Origin of the sequence: Pseudomonas palleroniana, from assembly GCF_003031675.1 — a bacterium.
GTDB lineage: Bacteria > Pseudomonadota > Gammaproteobacteria > Pseudomonadales > Pseudomonadaceae > Aquipseudomonas > Aquipseudomonas palleroniana.
Genome location: NZ_PYWX01000090.1, coordinates 1 through 17,057 on the forward strand (window position 1 = coordinate 1; position 17,057 = coordinate 17,057).

Sequence of the window (17,057 nt, forward strand, 5' to 3'; positions counted from 1 at the left end):
GAGTGTCAGCCAATCCAGTTTTCGCTGACCCACCGCTATCGGGAGCAAGCCCCCTCCCACTTTTAGCTGGTGTTCACTTCGGTCTACACGCTGCCCTCGACAGCGCATAGCGTCCCCACGCGGCGATGCGTTCTAAAGCCCGACATCAATCCAGTGTGGGAGGGGGGTTGCTCCCGATGACGGTGTGCCAGCCAATCCAAATTTCGCTGACCCACCGCTATGGGGAGCAAGCCCCCTTCCACTTTTAGAATGGTGTTCTCGGTTTACATGCTGCCCTCGACATCCTCCAGGCTGAACGTCTCGGTGTGGTCGTCGTAGGAGAAAATCTCTGCATAGCGTCCCCACGCAACCACGGTTTCCAGGGTTTTTTCCACGAACGCTTCGGTCATCGAATCTTCCAGCTCTTGCTCGAAGCGCACCCGAGGGGCGCGGTGCCCGCTGCGTTCAAGCAATACCTGATGAATGCGCGCGGCCAGCGGTACGTGCTGGATCAAATGTTCGGCGAACAGGGTCTTGCGTTCCTGGGTGCCGTAGTCGGCGAACAGCTTGCCGGCGTCGGTGAGGGTGATGTCGGCGCCCTTGAGTTCGGCAAAGCCCAGGTGCTCCAGCATCTCCGCGACCGGGAACAGGTCGTCGACTTCCAACAGGCCCCGTTCGGCCACGTTGGGCAGGCCGGCGTGGCCGTTGTAGGGCTCGGCGGCCAGGGTTTCGATCAGGCCGGCCATGAGGTTGGTGGACACTTCCGGCAGCAGGCTGCTCATCTTCAGTTCGGGCTTGCCGACGCTCGCATCGGCGCTGCGTCGGTCGGTCATCAGGGCATAGATGTCGTCGACCATTTGCCGGAAAGTCGGGTCCAGCCGGTTACGCGGGTGCGCAAACGGCACCTTGATCTCGGCGACCACGCGCCCGGGGTTGGACGACAGCACCAGGATGCGGTCGCACATCAGCACCGCTTCCTCGATGTTGTGGGTCACGATCAGGATCGACTTGATCGGCAGTTGCTTGCCGCTCCACAAATCCAGCAAGTCGGTGCGCAGGGTTTCGGCGGTGAGCACATCGAGGGCCGAGAACGGTTCGTCCATCAGCAACAGGGTCGGGTTGACCACCAGGCCACGCGCAAAACCTACGCGTTGGCGCATGCCGCCGGACAATTCACGGGGGTAAGCGTTTTCGAAACCGTCCAGGCCGATCAGGTCGATGGCGGCCAAGGCGCGCTTGCGGGCTTCCTTGCGCTCGACTTGCAGGGCTTGCAGGCCGGCTTCCACGTTTTCCAGGACAGTCAGCCAGGGAAACAGCGCAAACGTCTGGAATACCATGGCGACGCCTTCGGCCGGGCCGGTCAGCGGTTTGCCGTGGTATTTCACGTCCCCCGACGACGGTTGGATCAGGCCGGCAATAATGCGCAGCAGCGTCGATTTACCTGAGCCGGAGCGGCCGAGCATGCCCACGATCTCGCCTTCGTGCAGGCTCAGGTCTACGCCGCTGAGCACTTGCAGCTCTTCCTTGCCTTTGCCGAAGACCCGGTTCACGTTCTTCAGCGAGTAAATTTCTGGGGTGTCGGCAGTGTGTTCGGTATAGGTATTCATCACAGCGAATCCCATTAATTCAGACGAAGTTTGTTTTCGGCAATGGCGTACATCGGTCGCCAGACCGCGCGGTTGAACGCCACCACGAAGATCGACATCACCACCACGCCCAGGGCGATCTTGGGGAAGTCCCCGGCGGCTGTGGTTTGTGCAATATAGGCACCCAGCCCGTGGGCGACCACATTGTCCTGGCCCCAGGACACGTACTCGGACACGATGCTGGCGTTCCAGGCACCGCCCGAGGCGGTAATCGCGCCGGTGACGTAGTACGGGAAAATCCCCGGCAGCATCACCTTGCGCCACCACAGCCAGCCGCGAATGCGGAAGTTGGCGGCGGCTTCCTTGAAGTCATTGGGGAAGGCGCTGGCGCCGGCAATCACGTTGAACAGGATGTACCACTGGGTGCCCAACACGATCAGCGGGCTCAGCCAGATGTCCGGGTTGAGATGGAAATGCAGGATCACGATCACGAACACCGGGAACAGCAGGTTCGCCGGAAACGCCGCAAGGAACTGTGCCAGCGGTTGGATTTTCTCCGCCAGGCTCGGACGCAGGCCGATCATCACGCCCAGGGGCACCCAGATCAACGAGGCAATCAGGATCAGCCCGGCCACCCGCAGCAAGGTAATCAGGCCCAGCACCACCACGTGGCCGACTTCGGCGAGGGTCACTTCGGTGCCGACGTACTGCACGATGTGGTACAGCGCATACGCGGCCATCAGCGCGATCAGTGTGCCCCAGGCCCAGTCGATGAGCTTCGACGCGGCAGGCGTCTCGGTCGGCAATGCCTTGAATGCACTCCCCGCCAGGCTGAAACGCTTGTTGCCCAGGCGGCTGAAGGTACGGGTGATCGGGCGCAGTATGCGTTGCACGACGCGGGTGCGCTGGATCAGGTTCAGCACCCAGGATTGCGGCGCGCTGCCTTGGGAGGCGGTGGTTTCCATGCGGAATTTGTCGGCCCAGGCTACCAGCGGGCGGAACAGGAACTGGTCGTAGATCAGGATCACCGCGATCATCGCCAGGATCACATAACCCACGGCGTGCAGGTCTTTCTGGGCGATGGCCAGGGCCAGGTATGAACCTACGCCCGGCAGGGTGATGGTTTTGTCGCCGACGGTGATGGCTTCGGAAGCCACCACGAAAAACCAGCCGCCGGACATGCTCATCATCATGTTCCACACCAGCCCCGGCATGGCGAAAGGAACGTCGAGCTTCCAGAATTTCTGCCAGCCGGAGAGGCGCAGGCTGGTGGACACTTCCACCAGGTCATGGGGCAACATGCGCAGCGACTGATAGAAGCTAAACGTCATGTTCCAGGCCTGGCTGGTGAAGATCGCAAAGATGGCGGCGAACTCCGCGCCGAGCACGCGCCCGGGAAACAGCAACAGGAAGAACGTCACGGTAAACGAGATGTAACCGAGTACTGGCACCGATTGCAGAATATCGAGCACCGGCACCAGCAGTTTCTCGGCGCGCCGGCTTTTGGCGGCCAGGGTGCCGTACAGCAGGGTGAAAATCAGCGCGGCCACCATCGCCGCGAGCATGCGCAGTGTGGTGCGCATCGCGTATTCCGGCAGGTTGGCCGGGTCCAGGGAGATGACTTCGCTTTGCAGGGTTGCGATGGGAGCCCAGGTCTCCCGGGCGGTGATGGAGAAAAACAGCAGAAAACCGATCACCAACGGCAGGGCGACCAGGTCCCAGCGGTTGGGCAGCAGGCGCAGAGAGGACGCCGGAATGTAATGACGGAACACTTTGTTCATATGCAGTTGCTCATAGGCAGACGTTCCTGCAGCGTTCAGGTTCAGAAGGGCGTGGTGGGTTTGAGCTTAGCTTCTCTACAAGCACCCACGGAGAAGGCTGGGGGCTCTCTCTCCATGAGTCAGGACGGCGCACCTGGGGAAGATGCGCTGCTGGGGGAATTGTACGTTTCTGAATGTTACAAACGCGTAAATTTGCTGTCAGTTTCCTGTACGAACTATCAGTTGGGCCTTATTCAAACCGCAGGATGACCCGGCGGTTGTGCTTGCTCTTCTTCTCGATTTTCTCGCAGAACACCTTGCCGATTTCCTCGGTGTTGATCACATGGGTGCCGCCGCAGGGCTGGATGTCGATGCCGGCAATCTCGATGACCCGCACCGAACCCTGGATCACTGGGGGGGCTACCGCCTGGGTGCGGGTGATCTGAAGCAAGGTCGAGTATTCCGAGGCGGGCATCGACAGGGTTTTCACCGGGTGGGCTGCCTCGATCAGCGCGTTGAGGTCGCGGGTGAGGCTGTCTTTGTCGAGGGTCATTTCCGGCAGGTCGAAATCCAGGCGGCCTTTGTCGGCGCTGATACTGCAGCCGGTCACGGGCGCATCGATGAGCGAGCACAACAGATGCAGGCAGGTGTGCATCTTCATGTGCTGGTAGCGCCGTTCCCAATCGAGGCTGGCGTCTACCTGCACGCTGGCAGTCAATTGCTCGGGGCAGTGCTCCACCTGGTGCCAGATAATCGAGCGCAGCACCGGGTCGCGCACGGTGCCCACCACGTCGACCCGCGTGCCGTCGGCCAGGGTGAGGTGCCCAGTGTCGCCCGGCTGCCCGCCGCCTGTGGGGTAGAACAGCGTGTGCTCCAGGGCGATGCCCTGTTCGCTGACGGCAATCACCCGGGCGCTGAAGGCGTTCTGGTAGGGCGCGCTGTCGAACAGCGCCAGGGTTTCCATGGTGTGTACAGACATGTTCATCCTCCAACGATCAATGGGCTGGCTTGCAACAGGTGACGCACCATTGCGCTCAAGCCAGGGGGGGAGAGCAGGGTGATTTCAAATTCCGACCCGCAGATTTTCAGGTTCAGTGGCAGGCGCGGCAGTTGTTCGCCGATGTCGGTGCGGCGCAGGCGAAATTGCAGGTGGTGGCGCTCTTTTACCGTGGGCTCCAGCATCACGCCCCGCAACGGATGAAAGTCGGCATCCAGCACCGTCACGTTGTGGCTGGCGTTGACCTCGCCGACCACGTGCAGGCGTTCATCCAGCGCGAAGGCGCCGAGATAGTGGGTGTGGTCCGTTTCGACGTTTTTTTGCAGTTGCACCTGGTTGACCACCCTGACCCGGGTGCCTGCGGGAACGTCCTGGGTGATCACGCACGAGGGGCTGATAAACACGTTGTCGCCGATCAAGACATAGCCCAGCACCCGGGCGCCGGAGCCGACTTCGACGTTGTTGCCCAGGCGTGGGTGGCGTTTGCCATCCGGGTTGTTGGCGATACCCCGAGCGCCCAGCGTGACGCCGCAAAGGATGTAGCAGTCATTGCCGATCTCGCAGGTTTCGCCGATCACCGTGCCGTAGCCGTGGTCCAGCACAAAGCGCCGACCGATACGCGCCGCCGGATGAATCTCGGCACCGGAGAGGATCTTGCCCTGGTTGCTGAGCTTGAGGGCTATGCGCGAAAACACGCCGTTGGGGTTGTCGGGGAAGTGCCATACCAAATGCGCGAGCCGGTAGAACAGCACCGCCTTGAACGAGGCATAGGACTCCAGGATCAACTCGCCGCGCCCACGCGAAGCCGGGTCGCGATAGGCGTAGGCGATCAGGTCTTCGGCAACCGATTGGGCGGCATTCTGGATCAAGGGTGCCAGATGCGGTTCCAGTTGCTTCATCTGCGCAGGCGTCAGGGTCTTGATGAGATGGGTGAGCAACTCATCGTGCAACTGTTGCATGTCGATAAAGCCCCCCATGGAGGTCCCCCCGCATTCTGGTTGGTTGGGTAACCGGTTATTCGAAACTGGGCAGGTAGCTGTCAGCATTGTCGTAGACCATGGTCAACACCACCGTTTCGGGTGGTAATTCAGGAGCGAGTTGGGCGATGGCGACCATGTTGGCGGCCGACGACAAACCCAGGCTGATGGCATCGGTGCGCATGATGCGTTTGATCATGTCGACGCAGGCCTGGTGCGACACCTTGAGCATGCCGTCCAGTACCTCCAGGTTGAGAATGCTCGGGATCAGCCCGATCGACAGGCCCTGGATACCGTGCGGCGCGTGGCGGTCCTTGAGCAGGTCGCATTCTTCAGGTTCCACCCCCATGACACGGATATGCGGCCAGGCCGCCTTGAGGGTTTCGCCGATACCGGTGATATGGCCGCCGGTGCCGATGCCGCTGACGAAGTAATCCACGCGCTGTTCACCGAAGGCGCGGAGGATTTCCGGCGCGGTGGTGTCGCGGTGGGTTTGCGGGTTGGCGCCGTTGCGTTGCTGGTTGAGCATCACGTAGCTGGGATTCTCCAGCTGCAGCTCCATGCATTTTTCGCCGTGGGAGTTGTTACCCAGGCGGCTGTCCGACAGCACCACCTTGGCCCCGTACAAGCGCAGCAGCTTTTGCTTTTCGGGGCTGTAGTTGTCGGGGATCACCAGCACGACTTTGTAGCCCAGCACATTGCCGGCCATCACCAGGCCAATGCCGGTATTGCCGCCGCTGGGCTCGATGATGGTTTGCCCGGAGTCGCGGATCAGCACGCCCCGGCGTTCGGCGTCGAGGATCATGCCCAGGGCGATGCGCGCCTTGTGGCTGCCGCCCGGGTTGAGGGATTCGAGCTTGGCGTAGACCTCGATGCCGAGGTCTTCGGAAAACTGCGCCAGGCGCACGATTGGCGTCTGGCCGATGACGTCGAGAATGGAGTTATGCAACATCAGTCGATCCCCGGATCAATACAACGGCATGTCGGGTTCGACGTCGCGCACCCAGTGTTTCATACCGCCCTGCAGGACCTTGGTATTGGCAAAACCTGCCGCCAGCAAGGTGCTTGCCGCTTGCTCGGCACGGGTGCCGGCGTAGCAGATCAGGTAGTGGGTGTTGTCGCGGCTGAGGCTGTCGAGCTGCCCATCCAGTTCGGCCAGGGGGATGTGCACCACGCCCGGCAGTTTGCACACCTCCAGTTCACTGGCATCGCGCACATCCAGCAGGACGTCGGCGCTGCGGTGGTGGTCGAGCACTTGTTTGAGTACGCGTGGCTTGATGTAGCGTTCTTCGGCCAGGGAGGGGCGGCTCGGCATGGCGTCGGCGCAGACGGCCGGCGCGACGCTTTCGCTGTAGCGCAGGTCCGAACAGCAGGGGCAGTCGGCGCGACGTTTGAAGCGGATTTCGCTGAACTTCATCGCCAGCGCGTCGAAGCGCATCAAGCGGCCGGACAAGGGCTCACCGATACCGATCAACAACTTGATCGCCTCGGTGGCCTGGATCATCCCCACCACCCCCGGCAATACGCCGATCACACCGCCGGCGCTGCAATTGGGCGCCAGCTCTGCGGGAGGGGCCGAGGGAAACAGGCAGCGGTAGCACGGCCCGCCTTGATAGTTGAGCACGCTGATTTGACCGTCGAAACGGTAGATGGCGCCGTACACCAGGGGTTTGCCCAACTGCACGCAGGCATCGTTGACCAGGTAGCGCGTGTCGAAATTGTCGGTGCCGTCGATCACCAGGTCGTAGGCGCCCACCAACTCGAGGGCGTTGTCGGCATTCAGGGCAGTGTCGTGGGCGTTGACCTGGATGTGGCGGTTGAGGTCCAGCAAGCGTTGCCTGGCGGACTCGACCTTGGGCATGCCCAGCGTGCTGTTGCCGTGGACGATCTGGCGTTGCAGGTTGCTGCTTTCCACCACATCGAAGTCGACCAGCCCCAGGGTACCGACGCCGGCCGCCGCCAGGTACAGGCTGATGGGCGAGCCCAGGCCGCCGGTGCCGATGATCAGCACCTTGGCGTTTTTCAACTTCAGCTGGCCCTCGCGGCCGACGCCGGGCAGGGTGATGTGGCGCACGTAGCGCTGCACTTCCTCGTTGCTCAGGGCATCGATATCCATGCCGCCGGAGGTGGCCAACAGCACTTCGATCCTGGCCTGTTCCGGCAGGGGCTCATCGGCACCGATCAGTTCTTCTTCGGCGGTGAACAGGAAGTGCTCCTTGAGCTGGTTGTTTTTTTCATGAAACAGATGCGCGCGTAACTGCGGGTAGTGGCTGCAAAGGTTTTCAATGACTTCGCGCAATGTCGATCCGGCGCCCTCAAGGGTCGATTCCGGCAGCTTGGCCACGCGAACCAGAATGTCGGGGAAAGAGACAGCGTTCATGGACAACTCCGTGTGCAGGTCGTTGAAAGGGTTAAGGGCGAAATGCTTGCCATCCCAGGCAAACAGCTTTGATCCCAGGGCCTGGCCCTGGCGAACGTCCACCACCAGATAACTGACGGGGTAGATCGGCTCGCCCAGGAACAGCGCCTTGTCCTGGTCTTCGTCACTGAAATAGGCGCCCACATCCGGGTGGGAGTGGTAGATCACCACCACCGGGTTATCACTGCGAAACGCCTTGTTCATCAGCAGGGTGTCGGCTACGGAAAAGGTGTAGCCGTTGGCCGCGCTGCGTGGGTACATCTCTGGGTTCTTGCGGTGCAGCTCGTTCTGGATATTGCTGCCCAGGTACACACTGCCGTCGGCGAAGACAAAACCACAGCATTCTTCGGGGTAGCTGCGGCTGGCGTGGGCGTAGATCTGTTCCAGGGCGGTTGGGCGCAGGACGTCCATGTTTCTCTCGCGTGGCTGATATTGAGGGGCCGGGGGGACGTTCAAGGTTTCTTGGCCAGGAGTTTTTCAATCGGCAACTTGGTGATTGCAAAGCCGGCCAGCAGGATGGCCGAGTACAGCATCAGGTCCCGGGAAATCGCCACGCCCTCGTACCACGCGCCGATGATCACCGCGAACACCGGAAAGATAATGAACACGAACGATAGGATGATCGGGCTCAAACGCTTGAGCAGCATGAAGTACACGATGAACCCGCCCACCGACGCGACCAGCCCCAGGTAGAACAGGGCTCCCCAGGAACGCAGGGTGATCTGGTCAAACGTGGGCGTCTCAAACCACAGGCCGGCGACGAACAGCATCAGCCCGGCGATGCCGATGGGCAGGGTGTTGTAGGTGATCACGCTGATGGCACTGCCTTTTTGCTTGGTGATGACATAGCACAGCGCATGCATGATCGCCGCGCTCAGGATCGCCAGCACGCCGAGGAATTCAGCGTGGTCCAGGTGCAGGCCCTGGCTCTTGATGATCATGTACAGGCTGGCGAAGCCGATGCCGATGCCGACCACCTGGGAGAAGTAGATGCGCTCACGCAGGAACAGCCCGGAGAAAATCAGGATAAACACCGGCATGCAGCTGAACAGCAGAGCGGTGAGGCCGGACGAGACGTGCATCTCGCCATAGTTGAGCAAGTAATAAGGAACGCTGAAATAGGACAGGGTCACAAACACGAAGAACCAGCGGCTCTCCCGGGGAAACAGGATCGGCTCGCGACGTACCAGCGCAAAGCACAGGAACAACGGGAAGGCGATCAGAAAGCGCAGGCCGGCGGAGGTCAGCGGTGGCACGCTTTCCACGGCGATCTTGATGCCCAGCCACGTGGTGCCCCAGCTCAGGCACACGATCAGGAACATCACACTGGTGATCAACCCGGCCAGCCACTGTTTTTGAGTTTTGGTCTTGGCGGTGTTTTCGAGAACGGCGGACATTGGCATCGTTTATTGCTTCCCTGAGCCGGAATTGAACTCTATATTGAGCTTGTAATGAGTTGTAAAATTCGGCGATTGAACCCGTAAAAGCACACTATTAGGGCGAAAGATGGCTGTCAAAACAAATATTGACATGGTGTCAATTATGCGTGAGGGGTTGTCCAACGGGCAGGGCGTGAAGTACAAGCGCCTGTCCGATGTCATGGAACGGGGCATCCTCGAAGGCTTGATTGAACCGGGAAGAAAACTGCCGCCCCATCGGGTGCTTTCCGACAACCTGGGTGTGACGATCGGCACCATCAGCCGGGCCTACGGCGAACTGGAACGCCTGGGGTTGGTTGTGGCGCGGGTCGGTGACGGCACTTTCGTGCGCAAGCGTGGGATGGAGCGCCAGCGCGATGAAGGTTTTCGCAACTTCAGCGAGGAGCCGCGCCAGTACTTCGACATGAGCCGCAACATGCACATCCCCGGGCAGGAGACGGTGTTCCTGGCCCAGAGCTTCCAAACCCTGTCGACCAACGCCAAGTTCCTCCAGGACATCAGTGCCTACACGCCGGACGCCGGCCTGCCACGCTATCGCGAGGCCGGCGCGCAATGGCTGGTGCAGCGCGATTTCCACCCGATTCCCGAGCAGGTCATTTGCGTCAATGGCGGCCAGCATGGCTTGCTGTGCTCGATGATGGCGCTGTTACGGGCCGGCGATACAGTGGTCACCGAACAGCTGACTTATCCGGGGCTCATTACCGCCGCGCGCATGCTGGGCATCCGCCTCATCGGCCTGGAAATGGACGAGGAGGGGGTGCTGCCGAGCGCGCTGGACGAAGTCTGTCGTAATCACCGGGTTTCGGCGCTGTACTGCACGCCGACCATCCAGAACCCCACCACTGCGGTGCTCTCGGTGGCGCGTCGAGAAGCGTTGGCCAAAGTGTGCCGTGAACACAATCTGCTGATTCTTGAAGATGAAGCCCACGGTGTGCTGGTGGAAGACCGGCCGCCGCCCCTCAGCTATTTCGCCCCTGAGCGTACGATTCTGATCAGCAGCCTGAGCAAGGCTGTGTCTGCCGGGCTGCGTGTGGGTTATGTGCATGCGCCGCCGGCCCTGGTCAGCCGTATCTCGGCGGCGCTGCGTTCTACCTGCTGGATGGCCACGCCGGTGACCCTGGAACTGGCCACCCAGTGGATTGAAAACGGCACGGCGGAATACCTGCTGCGCCAGCAGATCAATGAGATCAGCCGCCGCAAGGCGCTGGTGCAAGGTTTGTTGGCTGGCCTGCAATATCGCACCCACCCCAACAGCCCACACTTCTGGATCGAGGTGCCGGAGCCGTGGCGTGCATCGGAAATCGAAGCGGAGCTCAAGCAGAACAACTACCTGATCGCCACGGCCGAGGCATTTGCGGTGGGGCAAACCGCAGTGCCGCAGTTCATTCGGGCGAGCATCTGCAATACGTCAGGGGATGATCAGTTGTTGCGAGAGGGGTTTGACGCGTTGGCCACCGCATTGGGCCAGGGCGGCGGTCGTTTTCACCTGTAGGCATTGATTGTAGTGAGCGGGCTTGCACCGCGCTGGGTGGCGAAGCCGCCCCAACAAGGACGCCGCGGTATTTCAGGAAAACCGCGGCGCCTGGTTTTGGGGCGGCTTCGCCGCCCAGCGCGGGGCAAGCCCGCTCACTACAAGCATCAGCGGGGTTATTTGAAGCGGCGTTCTACGCCTTTTTCTACCAGAATCTTTGCCGAGATCTCTTCCACTGAGAAATGTGTGGAATTGATGTGCGCAATGTTCTCCCGACGGAACAGATTTTCCACTTCGCGCACTTCGAACTCACACTGGGCATAGCTGGAGTAGCGGCTGTTAGGCTTGCGCTCGTTACGAATGGCGGTGAGACGGTCCGGGTCGATGGTCAGGCCGAACAGCTTGTGCGAGTGCGCACGCAAGGCTGCCGGGAGCGTCAGGTGTTCCATGTCGTCCTCGGTCAGCGGGTAGTTGGCGGCGCGGATACCGAATTGCATGGCCATGTACAGACAGGTAGGCGTTTTGCCGCAGCGCGACACGCCCACCAGGATCAGGTCGGCCTTGTCGTAGTAGTGAGTGCGGGCGCCGTCGTCGTTGTCGAGGGCGAAGTTCACCGCCTCGATACGCTCCATATAGTTGGAGTTGTGCCCAATGGAATGGGATTTGCCCACGGAGTATGAGGAATGTTCACTCAGCTCTTGTTCCAGAGGGGCCAGGAAGGTCGAGAAAATATCGATCATGAAACCATTCGAAGTCGCCAGGATCTCACGAATATCCTGATTCACGATGGTGTCGAAAATGATCGGACGGAAACCGTCTTTTTCAGCCGCCAGATTGATTTGTTGTACCATGGCCCGCGCTTTATCCACGCTGTCGATATAGGGCCGCGTGAATTTGGCGAAGGTAACGTTTTCGAACTGCGCGAGCAGGCTCTGACCCAATGTCTCGGCGGTGATGCCCGTGCCGTCGGAAATAAAGAAAGCAGATCGTTTCATTTGAGCCCTGGGCCTTAAGCTGATGGCGAATCTTGGATATGATAGGCGCGATTTTGCTGTCCCGCAGTGGGCCGCATTCTCACTTATTTTCCAGGTCCAGGCCACAAGCGCAGGCGTTTGCTCCTCTATGAGCCGCCAGCGTCCTGAGCTTTTCCAACACAGTTAGTGGAGAGATCACCTTGGTAGAGTACGTAGTTTCCCTCGATAAGCTCGGCGTCCATGATGTAGAGCACGTGGGGGGCAAGAACGCATCCCTCGGCGAGATGATCAGTAATCTTGCAGGCGCTGGTGTGTCGGTGCCCGGTGGTTTCGCCACCACGGCCCAGGCTTACCGCGATTTCCTCGAACTGAGCGGCCTCAACGCTCAGATCCACGCCGCGCTGGATGCCCTGGACGTTGATGACGTCAATGCGCTGGCCAAGACCGGTGCCCAGATCCGCCAGTGGATCATGGAAGCCGAGTTCCCCGAGAAACTTAACGAAGAAATTCGTGCCGCCTTCGCCGCCCTGTCGGCCGGCAACCCGGACATGGCGGTCGCCGTGCGTTCCTCGGCTACCGCCGAAGACTTGCCCGACGCCTCGTTCGCCGGCCAGCAGGAAACCTTCCTGAATATCCGTGGCGTGGAAAACGTCATTCGGGCCGCCAAGGAAGTGTTTGCTTCATTGTTCAACGATCGCGCGATTTCCTACCGCGTACACCAGGGTTTCGACCACAAATTGGTGGCCTTGTCTGCCGGCGTGCAGCGCATGGTGCGTTCTGAAACCGGTACCGCCGGCGTGATGTTCACCCTGGACACCGAATCGGGCTTCCGTGACGTGGTGTTCATCACCGGCGCCTACGGCCTGGGTGAAACCGTCGTACAGGGTGCGGTCAACCCGGACGAGTTCTACGTACACAAGGGTACCCTCGAAGCAGGCCGCCCGGCCATCCTGCGCCGTAACCTGGGCAGCAAGGCCATCAAGATGATCTACGGCGACGAGGCCAAGGCCGGTCGTTCGGTGAAAACCGTTGAAGTCGACAAGGCCGAGCGTGCGCGCTTCTGCCTGACCGACCAGGAGGTCAGCGAACTGGCCAAGCAAGCGATGATCATCGAAAAGCACTACAAGTGCCCGATGGACATCGAATGGGCCAAGGACGGTGACGATGGCAAGCTGTACATCGTGCAAGCCCGTCCGGAAACCGTGAAAAGCCGCACGTCGGCCAATGTCATGGAGCGCTACCTGCTCAAGGAAACCGGCACTGTGCTGGTTGAAGGCCGTGCGATTGGCCAGCGCATCGGCGCAGGCAAGGTACGGATCATCAAGGACGTGTCCGAAATGGACAAAGTCCAGCCAGGCGACGTGTTGGTTTCCGACATGACCGACCCGGACTGGGAACCGGTCATGAAGCGCGCCAGCGCCATCGTGACCAACCGTGGCGGGCGTACCTGCCACGCGGCGATCATCGCCCGTGAACTGGGGATCCCTGCTGTGGTGGGTTGCGGCAACGCCACCCAGTTGCTCAAGGACGGCCAGGGCGTGACCGTGTCCTGCGCCGAAGGCGACACCGGCTTTATCTTTGAAGGCGAGCTGGGCTTCGACATCAAGCAAAACTCCATCGACGCCATGCCCGACCTGCCGTTCAAGATCATGATGAACGTCGGCAACCCCGATCGCGCCTTCGATTTTGCACAGCTGCCGAACGCCGGCGTGGGCCTGGCCCGCCTGGAGTTCATCATCAACCGCATGATCGGCGTGCACCCCAAGGCGCTGCTGAACTACGACGGCCTGCCGTTGGAGATCAAGGAAAGCGTCGACAAGCGCATCGCCGGCTACAACGATCCGGTGGGCTTCTACGTCGAGAAGCTGGTGGAAGGCATCAGCACCCTGGCGGCGGCGTTCTACCCGAAAAAGGTCATCGTGCGCCTGTCGGACTTCAAGTCCAACGAATATGCCAACCTGATCGGCGGCAAGCTCTACGAGCCGGAAGAAGAAAACCCGATGCTGGGCTTCCGTGGCGCCTCGCGTTACATCAGCGAAACCTTCCGTGACTGTTTCGAACTCGAATGCCGTGCCCTCAAGCGCGTGCGCAACGAGATGGGCCTGACCAACGTCGAGATCATGGTGCCGTTCGTGCGCACCCTGGGCGAGGCGAGCCAGGTCGTCGACCTGCTGGCTGAAAACGGTCTGTCCCGTGGCGAAAACGGCCTGCGCGTGATCATGATGTGCGAGCTGCCGTCCAACGCCATCCTGGCCGAAGAGTTCCTGGAGTTCTTCGATGGGTTCTCCATCGGCTCCAACGACCTGACCCAGCTGACACTGGGCCTGGACCGTGACTCCGGGATCATCGCCCACCTGTTCGATGAGCGTAACCCGGCGGTCAAGAAGCTGCTGGCCAACGCTATCCAGGCCTGCAACAAGGCCGGCAAGTACATCGGTATCTGCGGCCAGGGGCCTTCCGACCACCCGGACCTGGCCAAGTGGCTGATGGAACAGGGCATCGAAAGTGTCTCGCTGAACCCCGACTCCGTACTGGAAACCTGGTTCTTCCTGGCTGAAGGCCAAGCGTCCGCCTAAGGTCGACACGTCAAAAGTGCCGGTCACTCGTTGCGGGTGACCGGCATTCTTATCTGTACAGGGCGGGAATCCTTGCGGACGCCGCCCTTTTTTGTGCAAGAGCATTATGCAAAGCAGCAGCAACCTGTTTCCCGTCGCCCTGATCAGCGCTGAACGTCGCGGCGACCTGAGTGAAGATGTGTATCGCCTCAAGCCCGGCAACAGCCCGGACGGAACTGTCGAGCTGGCCGTGACCCGCTTGGGCCTGGCTGATGTCCCGGAAAACCGGGGCACGCCGATTATTTTGCTGCACGGCAGTTTTTCCAATCGGCGCTTCTGGTACTCGCCCAAAGGTATCGGCCTGGGTGCCTATCTGGCACGCCAGGGGTTTGATGTATGGATCCCGGAAATGCGTGGCCATGGCCTGTCCAAGCGCAATCACGACTACGCCAAAAACCGCGTCGCCGATTATGCGCGCTACGACGTGCCGGCCATTGGCGCGTTCGTGCGTGAGCAGAGTGGGCAGATTCCCCACTGGATCGGGCATTCCCTGGGCGCTACGACTCTGGCGGCGGCCCTGGGTGGCCAGCACTTGGGTGCACCTGCAGCGGCTTCCGTGGCATTGTTTGGTTGCCAGGTCAGCCGCACCTACTGGCCACTGAAAATCCCTGCGGTGGAGTGGGGCGCGCGCTTGATCTTGAAGCGCCTGGGCCAGTTGTCCGGCCCAAGGCTCAAGCGCGGCCCGGAAGACGAGCCTATCGGTATCATGCTTGAAACCATGCGCTGGCATGGCCTGTTCGGGCGCTTTGGCGATGCCGAGCGCGACTGGTGGAAAGGCTTGGCCGAGGTTGATGTGCCATTGCTGGCAGTGAGCGCTGCGGGTGATCGGCAAGACCCGGACTGGGCCTGCCGCAAGCTGTTCGAGCAGGTCGGCTCTGAACATCGCCAGTACCTCTGCCTGGGGCGTCAGCAAGGGTTTAGCGGTGATTTCGGGCATGTGCAGATGCTGGTCAGCAAGCCTGCGCAGGCCGAGGTCTGGCCATTGGTGGCCCGCTGGTTGAGAGACCCGCTGACACCTTTGTCCGGCGCACAGTCCGAAGTGGACGCAGCGGTTTGACGAAGCGCTCTGCCAAGGGCGTTTCACTTGTGAGTGGTTGCGGCTAAGATATGACGCGTTAAACGCTTCTGGTCATATTCAGTCGCGCAACGGGTATTGCGTTGCGGCCAAGCGGGTCTGATCATGGCCGCCGTCTACGGCGCAGTCTTTAAAGAAAGCCTGTCGTGGCGCGTTTTCCTGATGTACACCATGGGATGTTGAACCTCTACTTTGATGACAGGAGTTTCTCGATGAACCATTACGTGACCCCCGACCTGTGCGACGCCTACCCGGAACTGGTGCAGGTGGTTGAGCCGATGTTCAGCAACTTCGGCGGGCGAGACTCCTTTGGCGGCGAAATCGTCACCATCAAATGCTTCGAAGACAACTCCCTGGTCAAGGAACAGGCCGACCAGCCAGGCGCCGGCAAGGTGCTGGTGGTCGATGGTGGCGGTTCGCTGCGCCGGGCGTTGCTGGGCGACATGATCGCCGAGAAAGCCGCGAAAAACGGTTGGGAAGGGCTGGTGATCTACGGTTGCATCCGTGACGTCGACGTTATCGCCCAGACCGACCTGGGGGTGCAGGCGCTGGCGTCGCATCCGATGAAGACCGACAAGCGCGGCATCGGCGACCTGAACGTGGTGGTGACCTTTGCGGGTGTGACATTCCGCCCGGGTGAGTACATCTACGCCGACAACAACGGCGTGATTGTGTCGCCCAGCCCGCTGAAAATGCCTGAATAAACCGCAGTAGCCATAGGGGTCAGGATGTTCGAGGAAGAAAACGCGCAGTGGGGTTTGGTACATGCCCTGGTGCTGGACGGTAAAGGCGGTGCGCGTTCGATTGCCCGGACTGAGCTCGATGATTTGCACTTGCAGCCCCAGGAAAGCCTGTGGCTGCATTGGGATCGCAGTCACCCCCAGACCCAGACCTGGTTGCGTAAATCCAGTGGTCTGAGCGAGTTTGCCTGTGACCTGCTGCTGGAGGAGAACACTCGTCCGCGCCTGTTGCCGTTGCCGGATGCCGAATTGCTGCTGTTCCTGCGGGGGGTCAACCTCAATCCAGGTGCCGAGCCTGAAGACATGGTCTCGGTGCGTATTTTTGCGGCGGCCGACCGGGTCATTTCCCTGCGTCTGCGGCCGTTGCGCGCCACCGATGAGTTGCTGGTGCAATTGGCGGAGGGCAATGGGCCGAAAACGGCGTCCGAGCTCATCCTTTATATGGCGCAGTACCTGACCAATAAAGTGCAGGATCTGGTCACGGACCTGTCTGAAATCGTCGATTCCGAGGAAGAAAAACTCGATGCCGACGAACGGTATACTCCTGAGCATGGCAGCGTCTTGCAGATTCGCCGACGCGCAGCCGGGCTGAAGCGTTTTCTGGCGCCACAACGGGATATTTTTGCGCAACTGACGCGCATCAAATTGCCGTGGTTTTGTGATGACGACGCCGACTACTGGAATGAATTACACAACAGCCTGACCCGTTACCTGGAAGAGCTCGAATTGGCTCGGGAGCGCGTGGGGCTTGTGCTTGAGACCGAGGACCGGCGTTTGAGCGTGCGTATGAACCGCACCATGTACCGCTTCGGAATCATCACCGGAATCTTTCTGCCGATGAGTTTTTTGACCGGCCTGCTGGGAATCAATGTGGGCGGAATACCCTTTGCGGGAAACCCCTACGGATTCTTGATTGCCTGCCTGATGATGGTGGCCGTTGCACTGGGGCAATGGTGGCTTTTTCGACGATTACGCTGGGTTTGACCTGAATATGACCTGAACGCAGCAAGGGTCTTATGTGACCC

The 17,057-nt window shown here is 60.6% G+C and carries 13 protein-coding genes; 5 read left to right on the forward strand and 8 right to left on the reverse strand.

Going from position 1 to position 17,057, the window contains the following annotated elements:
* Window positions 1–263: 263 nt before the first annotated feature.
* From C9383_RS27005 to C9383_RS27035, 7 genes are all read right to left on the reverse strand, one after another.
* Window positions 264–1,586, reverse strand: coding sequence for an ABC transporter ATP-binding protein (locus tag C9383_RS27005; RefSeq protein ID WP_060756235.1), 1,323 nt, complete (start codon window positions 1,584–1,586; stop codon window positions 264–266).
* A 14-nt stretch (window positions 1,587–1,600) separates the two neighbouring features.
* Window positions 1,601–3,346, reverse strand: a complete 1,746-nt coding sequence (locus C9383_RS27010; protein WP_060756234.1) for an ABC transporter permease — start codon at window positions 3,344–3,346, stop codon at window positions 1,601–1,603.
* Between the two features lie 229 nt (window positions 3,347–3,575).
* Entirely contained in the window at window positions 3,576–4,304 is a 729-nt protein-coding gene (locus tag C9383_RS27015; protein WP_090369275.1) for an alanyl-tRNA editing protein, read from the reverse strand.
* A gap of 2 nt (window positions 4,305–4,306) precedes the next feature.
* Window positions 4,307–5,299: a serine O-acetyltransferase gene (locus C9383_RS27020; protein WP_090369277.1), complete on the reverse strand. Its 993-nt coding sequence runs from the start codon at window positions 5,297–5,299 to the stop codon at window positions 4,307–4,309.
* A gap of 37 nt (window positions 5,300–5,336) precedes the next feature.
* Window positions 5,337–6,251, reverse strand: coding sequence for a PLP-dependent cysteine synthase family protein (locus C9383_RS27025; RefSeq protein ID WP_090369279.1), 915 nt, complete (start codon window positions 6,249–6,251; stop codon window positions 5,337–5,339).
* A 15-nt stretch (window positions 6,252–6,266) separates the two neighbouring features.
* Window positions 6,267–8,129: a molybdopterin-synthase adenylyltransferase MoeB gene (gene moeB, locus C9383_RS27030; RefSeq protein ID WP_090369281.1), complete on the reverse strand. Its 1,863-nt coding sequence runs from the start codon at window positions 8,127–8,129 to the stop codon at window positions 6,267–6,269.
* Window positions 8,130–8,170: 41 nt separating this feature from the next.
* On the reverse strand, window positions 8,171–9,064 hold the full coding sequence (locus C9383_RS27035; RefSeq protein WP_161549611.1) for a DMT family transporter: 894 nt from the start codon (window positions 9,062–9,064) through the stop codon (window positions 8,171–8,173).
* 160 nt (window positions 9,065–9,224) lie between these two features.
* Between C9383_RS27035 and C9383_RS27040 the strand changes: the two genes are divergently transcribed.
* The gene (locus C9383_RS27040) at window positions 9,225–10,649 is read left to right on the forward strand and encodes an aminotransferase-like domain-containing protein (RefSeq protein WP_060756228.1); all 1,425 of its coding nucleotides are present in this window, start codon (window positions 9,225–9,227) and stop codon (window positions 10,647–10,649) included.
* Window positions 10,650–10,804: 155 nt separating this feature from the next.
* Here the strand turns inward: C9383_RS27040 and ppsR are convergent, their stop codons facing one another.
* A complete protein-coding gene (gene ppsR / locus C9383_RS27050; protein ID WP_003175525.1) occupies window positions 10,805–11,623 on the reverse strand; it encodes a posphoenolpyruvate synthetase regulatory kinase/phosphorylase PpsR in 819 nt (272 codons plus the stop codon).
* A 179-nt stretch (window positions 11,624–11,802) separates the two neighbouring features.
* On the opposite strand from ppsR, the gene ppsA reads away from it, so the two are divergent.
* The 4 genes from ppsA (at window position 11,803) to C9383_RS27070 (ending at window position 17,016) form a co-directional block, all read left to right on the forward strand.
* On the forward strand, window positions 11,803–14,178 hold the full coding sequence (gene ppsA / locus C9383_RS27055; protein ID WP_060756227.1) for a phosphoenolpyruvate synthase: 2,376 nt from the start codon (window positions 11,803–11,805) through the stop codon (window positions 14,176–14,178).
* A 106-nt stretch (window positions 14,179–14,284) separates the two neighbouring features.
* On the forward strand, window positions 14,285–15,274 hold the full coding sequence (locus C9383_RS27060; protein WP_090369285.1) for an alpha/beta fold hydrolase: 990 nt from the start codon (window positions 14,285–14,287) through the stop codon (window positions 15,272–15,274).
* A 230-nt stretch (window positions 15,275–15,504) separates the two neighbouring features.
* A complete protein-coding gene (gene rraA / locus C9383_RS27065; protein ID WP_017527456.1) occupies window positions 15,505–15,996 on the forward strand; it encodes a ribonuclease E activity regulator RraA in 492 nt (163 codons plus the stop codon).
* Between the two features lie 24 nt (window positions 15,997–16,020).
* Window positions 16,021–17,016: a zinc transporter ZntB gene (locus C9383_RS27070; RefSeq protein WP_090369287.1), complete on the forward strand. Its 996-nt coding sequence runs from the start codon at window positions 16,021–16,023 to the stop codon at window positions 17,014–17,016.
* The last annotated feature ends 41 nt before the right edge of the window (window positions 17,017–17,057 follow it).

What these genes read in the sequence shown, in the direction of transcription:
- C9383_RS27005 (WP_060756235.1), bottom strand. Translation starts at nt 1,586, where the DNA reads ATGAATACCTATACCGAACACACTGCCGACACCCCAGAAATTTACTCG.
- C9383_RS27010 (WP_060756234.1), bottom strand. Translation starts at nt 3,346, where the DNA reads ATGAACAAAGTGTTCCGTCATTACATTCCGGCGTCCTCTCTGCGCCTG.
- C9383_RS27015 (WP_090369275.1), bottom strand. Translation starts at nt 4,304, where the DNA reads ATGTCTGTACACACCATGGAAACCCTGGCGCTGTTCGACAGCGCGCCC.
- C9383_RS27020 (WP_090369277.1), bottom strand. Translation starts at nt 5,299, where the DNA reads ATGGGGGGCTTTATCGACATGCAACAGTTGCACGATGAGTTGCTCACC.
- C9383_RS27025 (WP_090369279.1), bottom strand. Translation starts at nt 6,251, where the DNA reads ATGTTGCATAACTCCATTCTCGACGTCATCGGCCAGACGCCAATCGTG.
- moeB (WP_090369281.1), bottom strand. Translation starts at nt 8,129, where the DNA reads ATGGACGTCCTGCGCCCAACCGCCCTGGAACAGATCTACGCCCACGCC.
- C9383_RS27040 (WP_060756228.1), top strand. Translation starts at nt 9,225, where the DNA reads ATGGCTGTCAAAACAAATATTGACATGGTGTCAATTATGCGTGAGGGG.
- ppsR (WP_003175525.1), bottom strand. Translation starts at nt 11,623, where the DNA reads ATGAAACGATCTGCTTTCTTTATTTCCGACGGCACGGGCATCACCGCC.
- C9383_RS27060 (WP_090369285.1), top strand. Translation starts at nt 14,285, where the DNA reads ATGCAAAGCAGCAGCAACCTGTTTCCCGTCGCCCTGATCAGCGCTGAA.
- rraA (WP_017527456.1), top strand. Translation starts at nt 15,505, where the DNA reads ATGAACCATTACGTGACCCCCGACCTGTGCGACGCCTACCCGGAACTG.
- C9383_RS27070 (WP_090369287.1), top strand. Translation starts at nt 16,021, where the DNA reads ATGTTCGAGGAAGAAAACGCGCAGTGGGGTTTGGTACATGCCCTGGTG.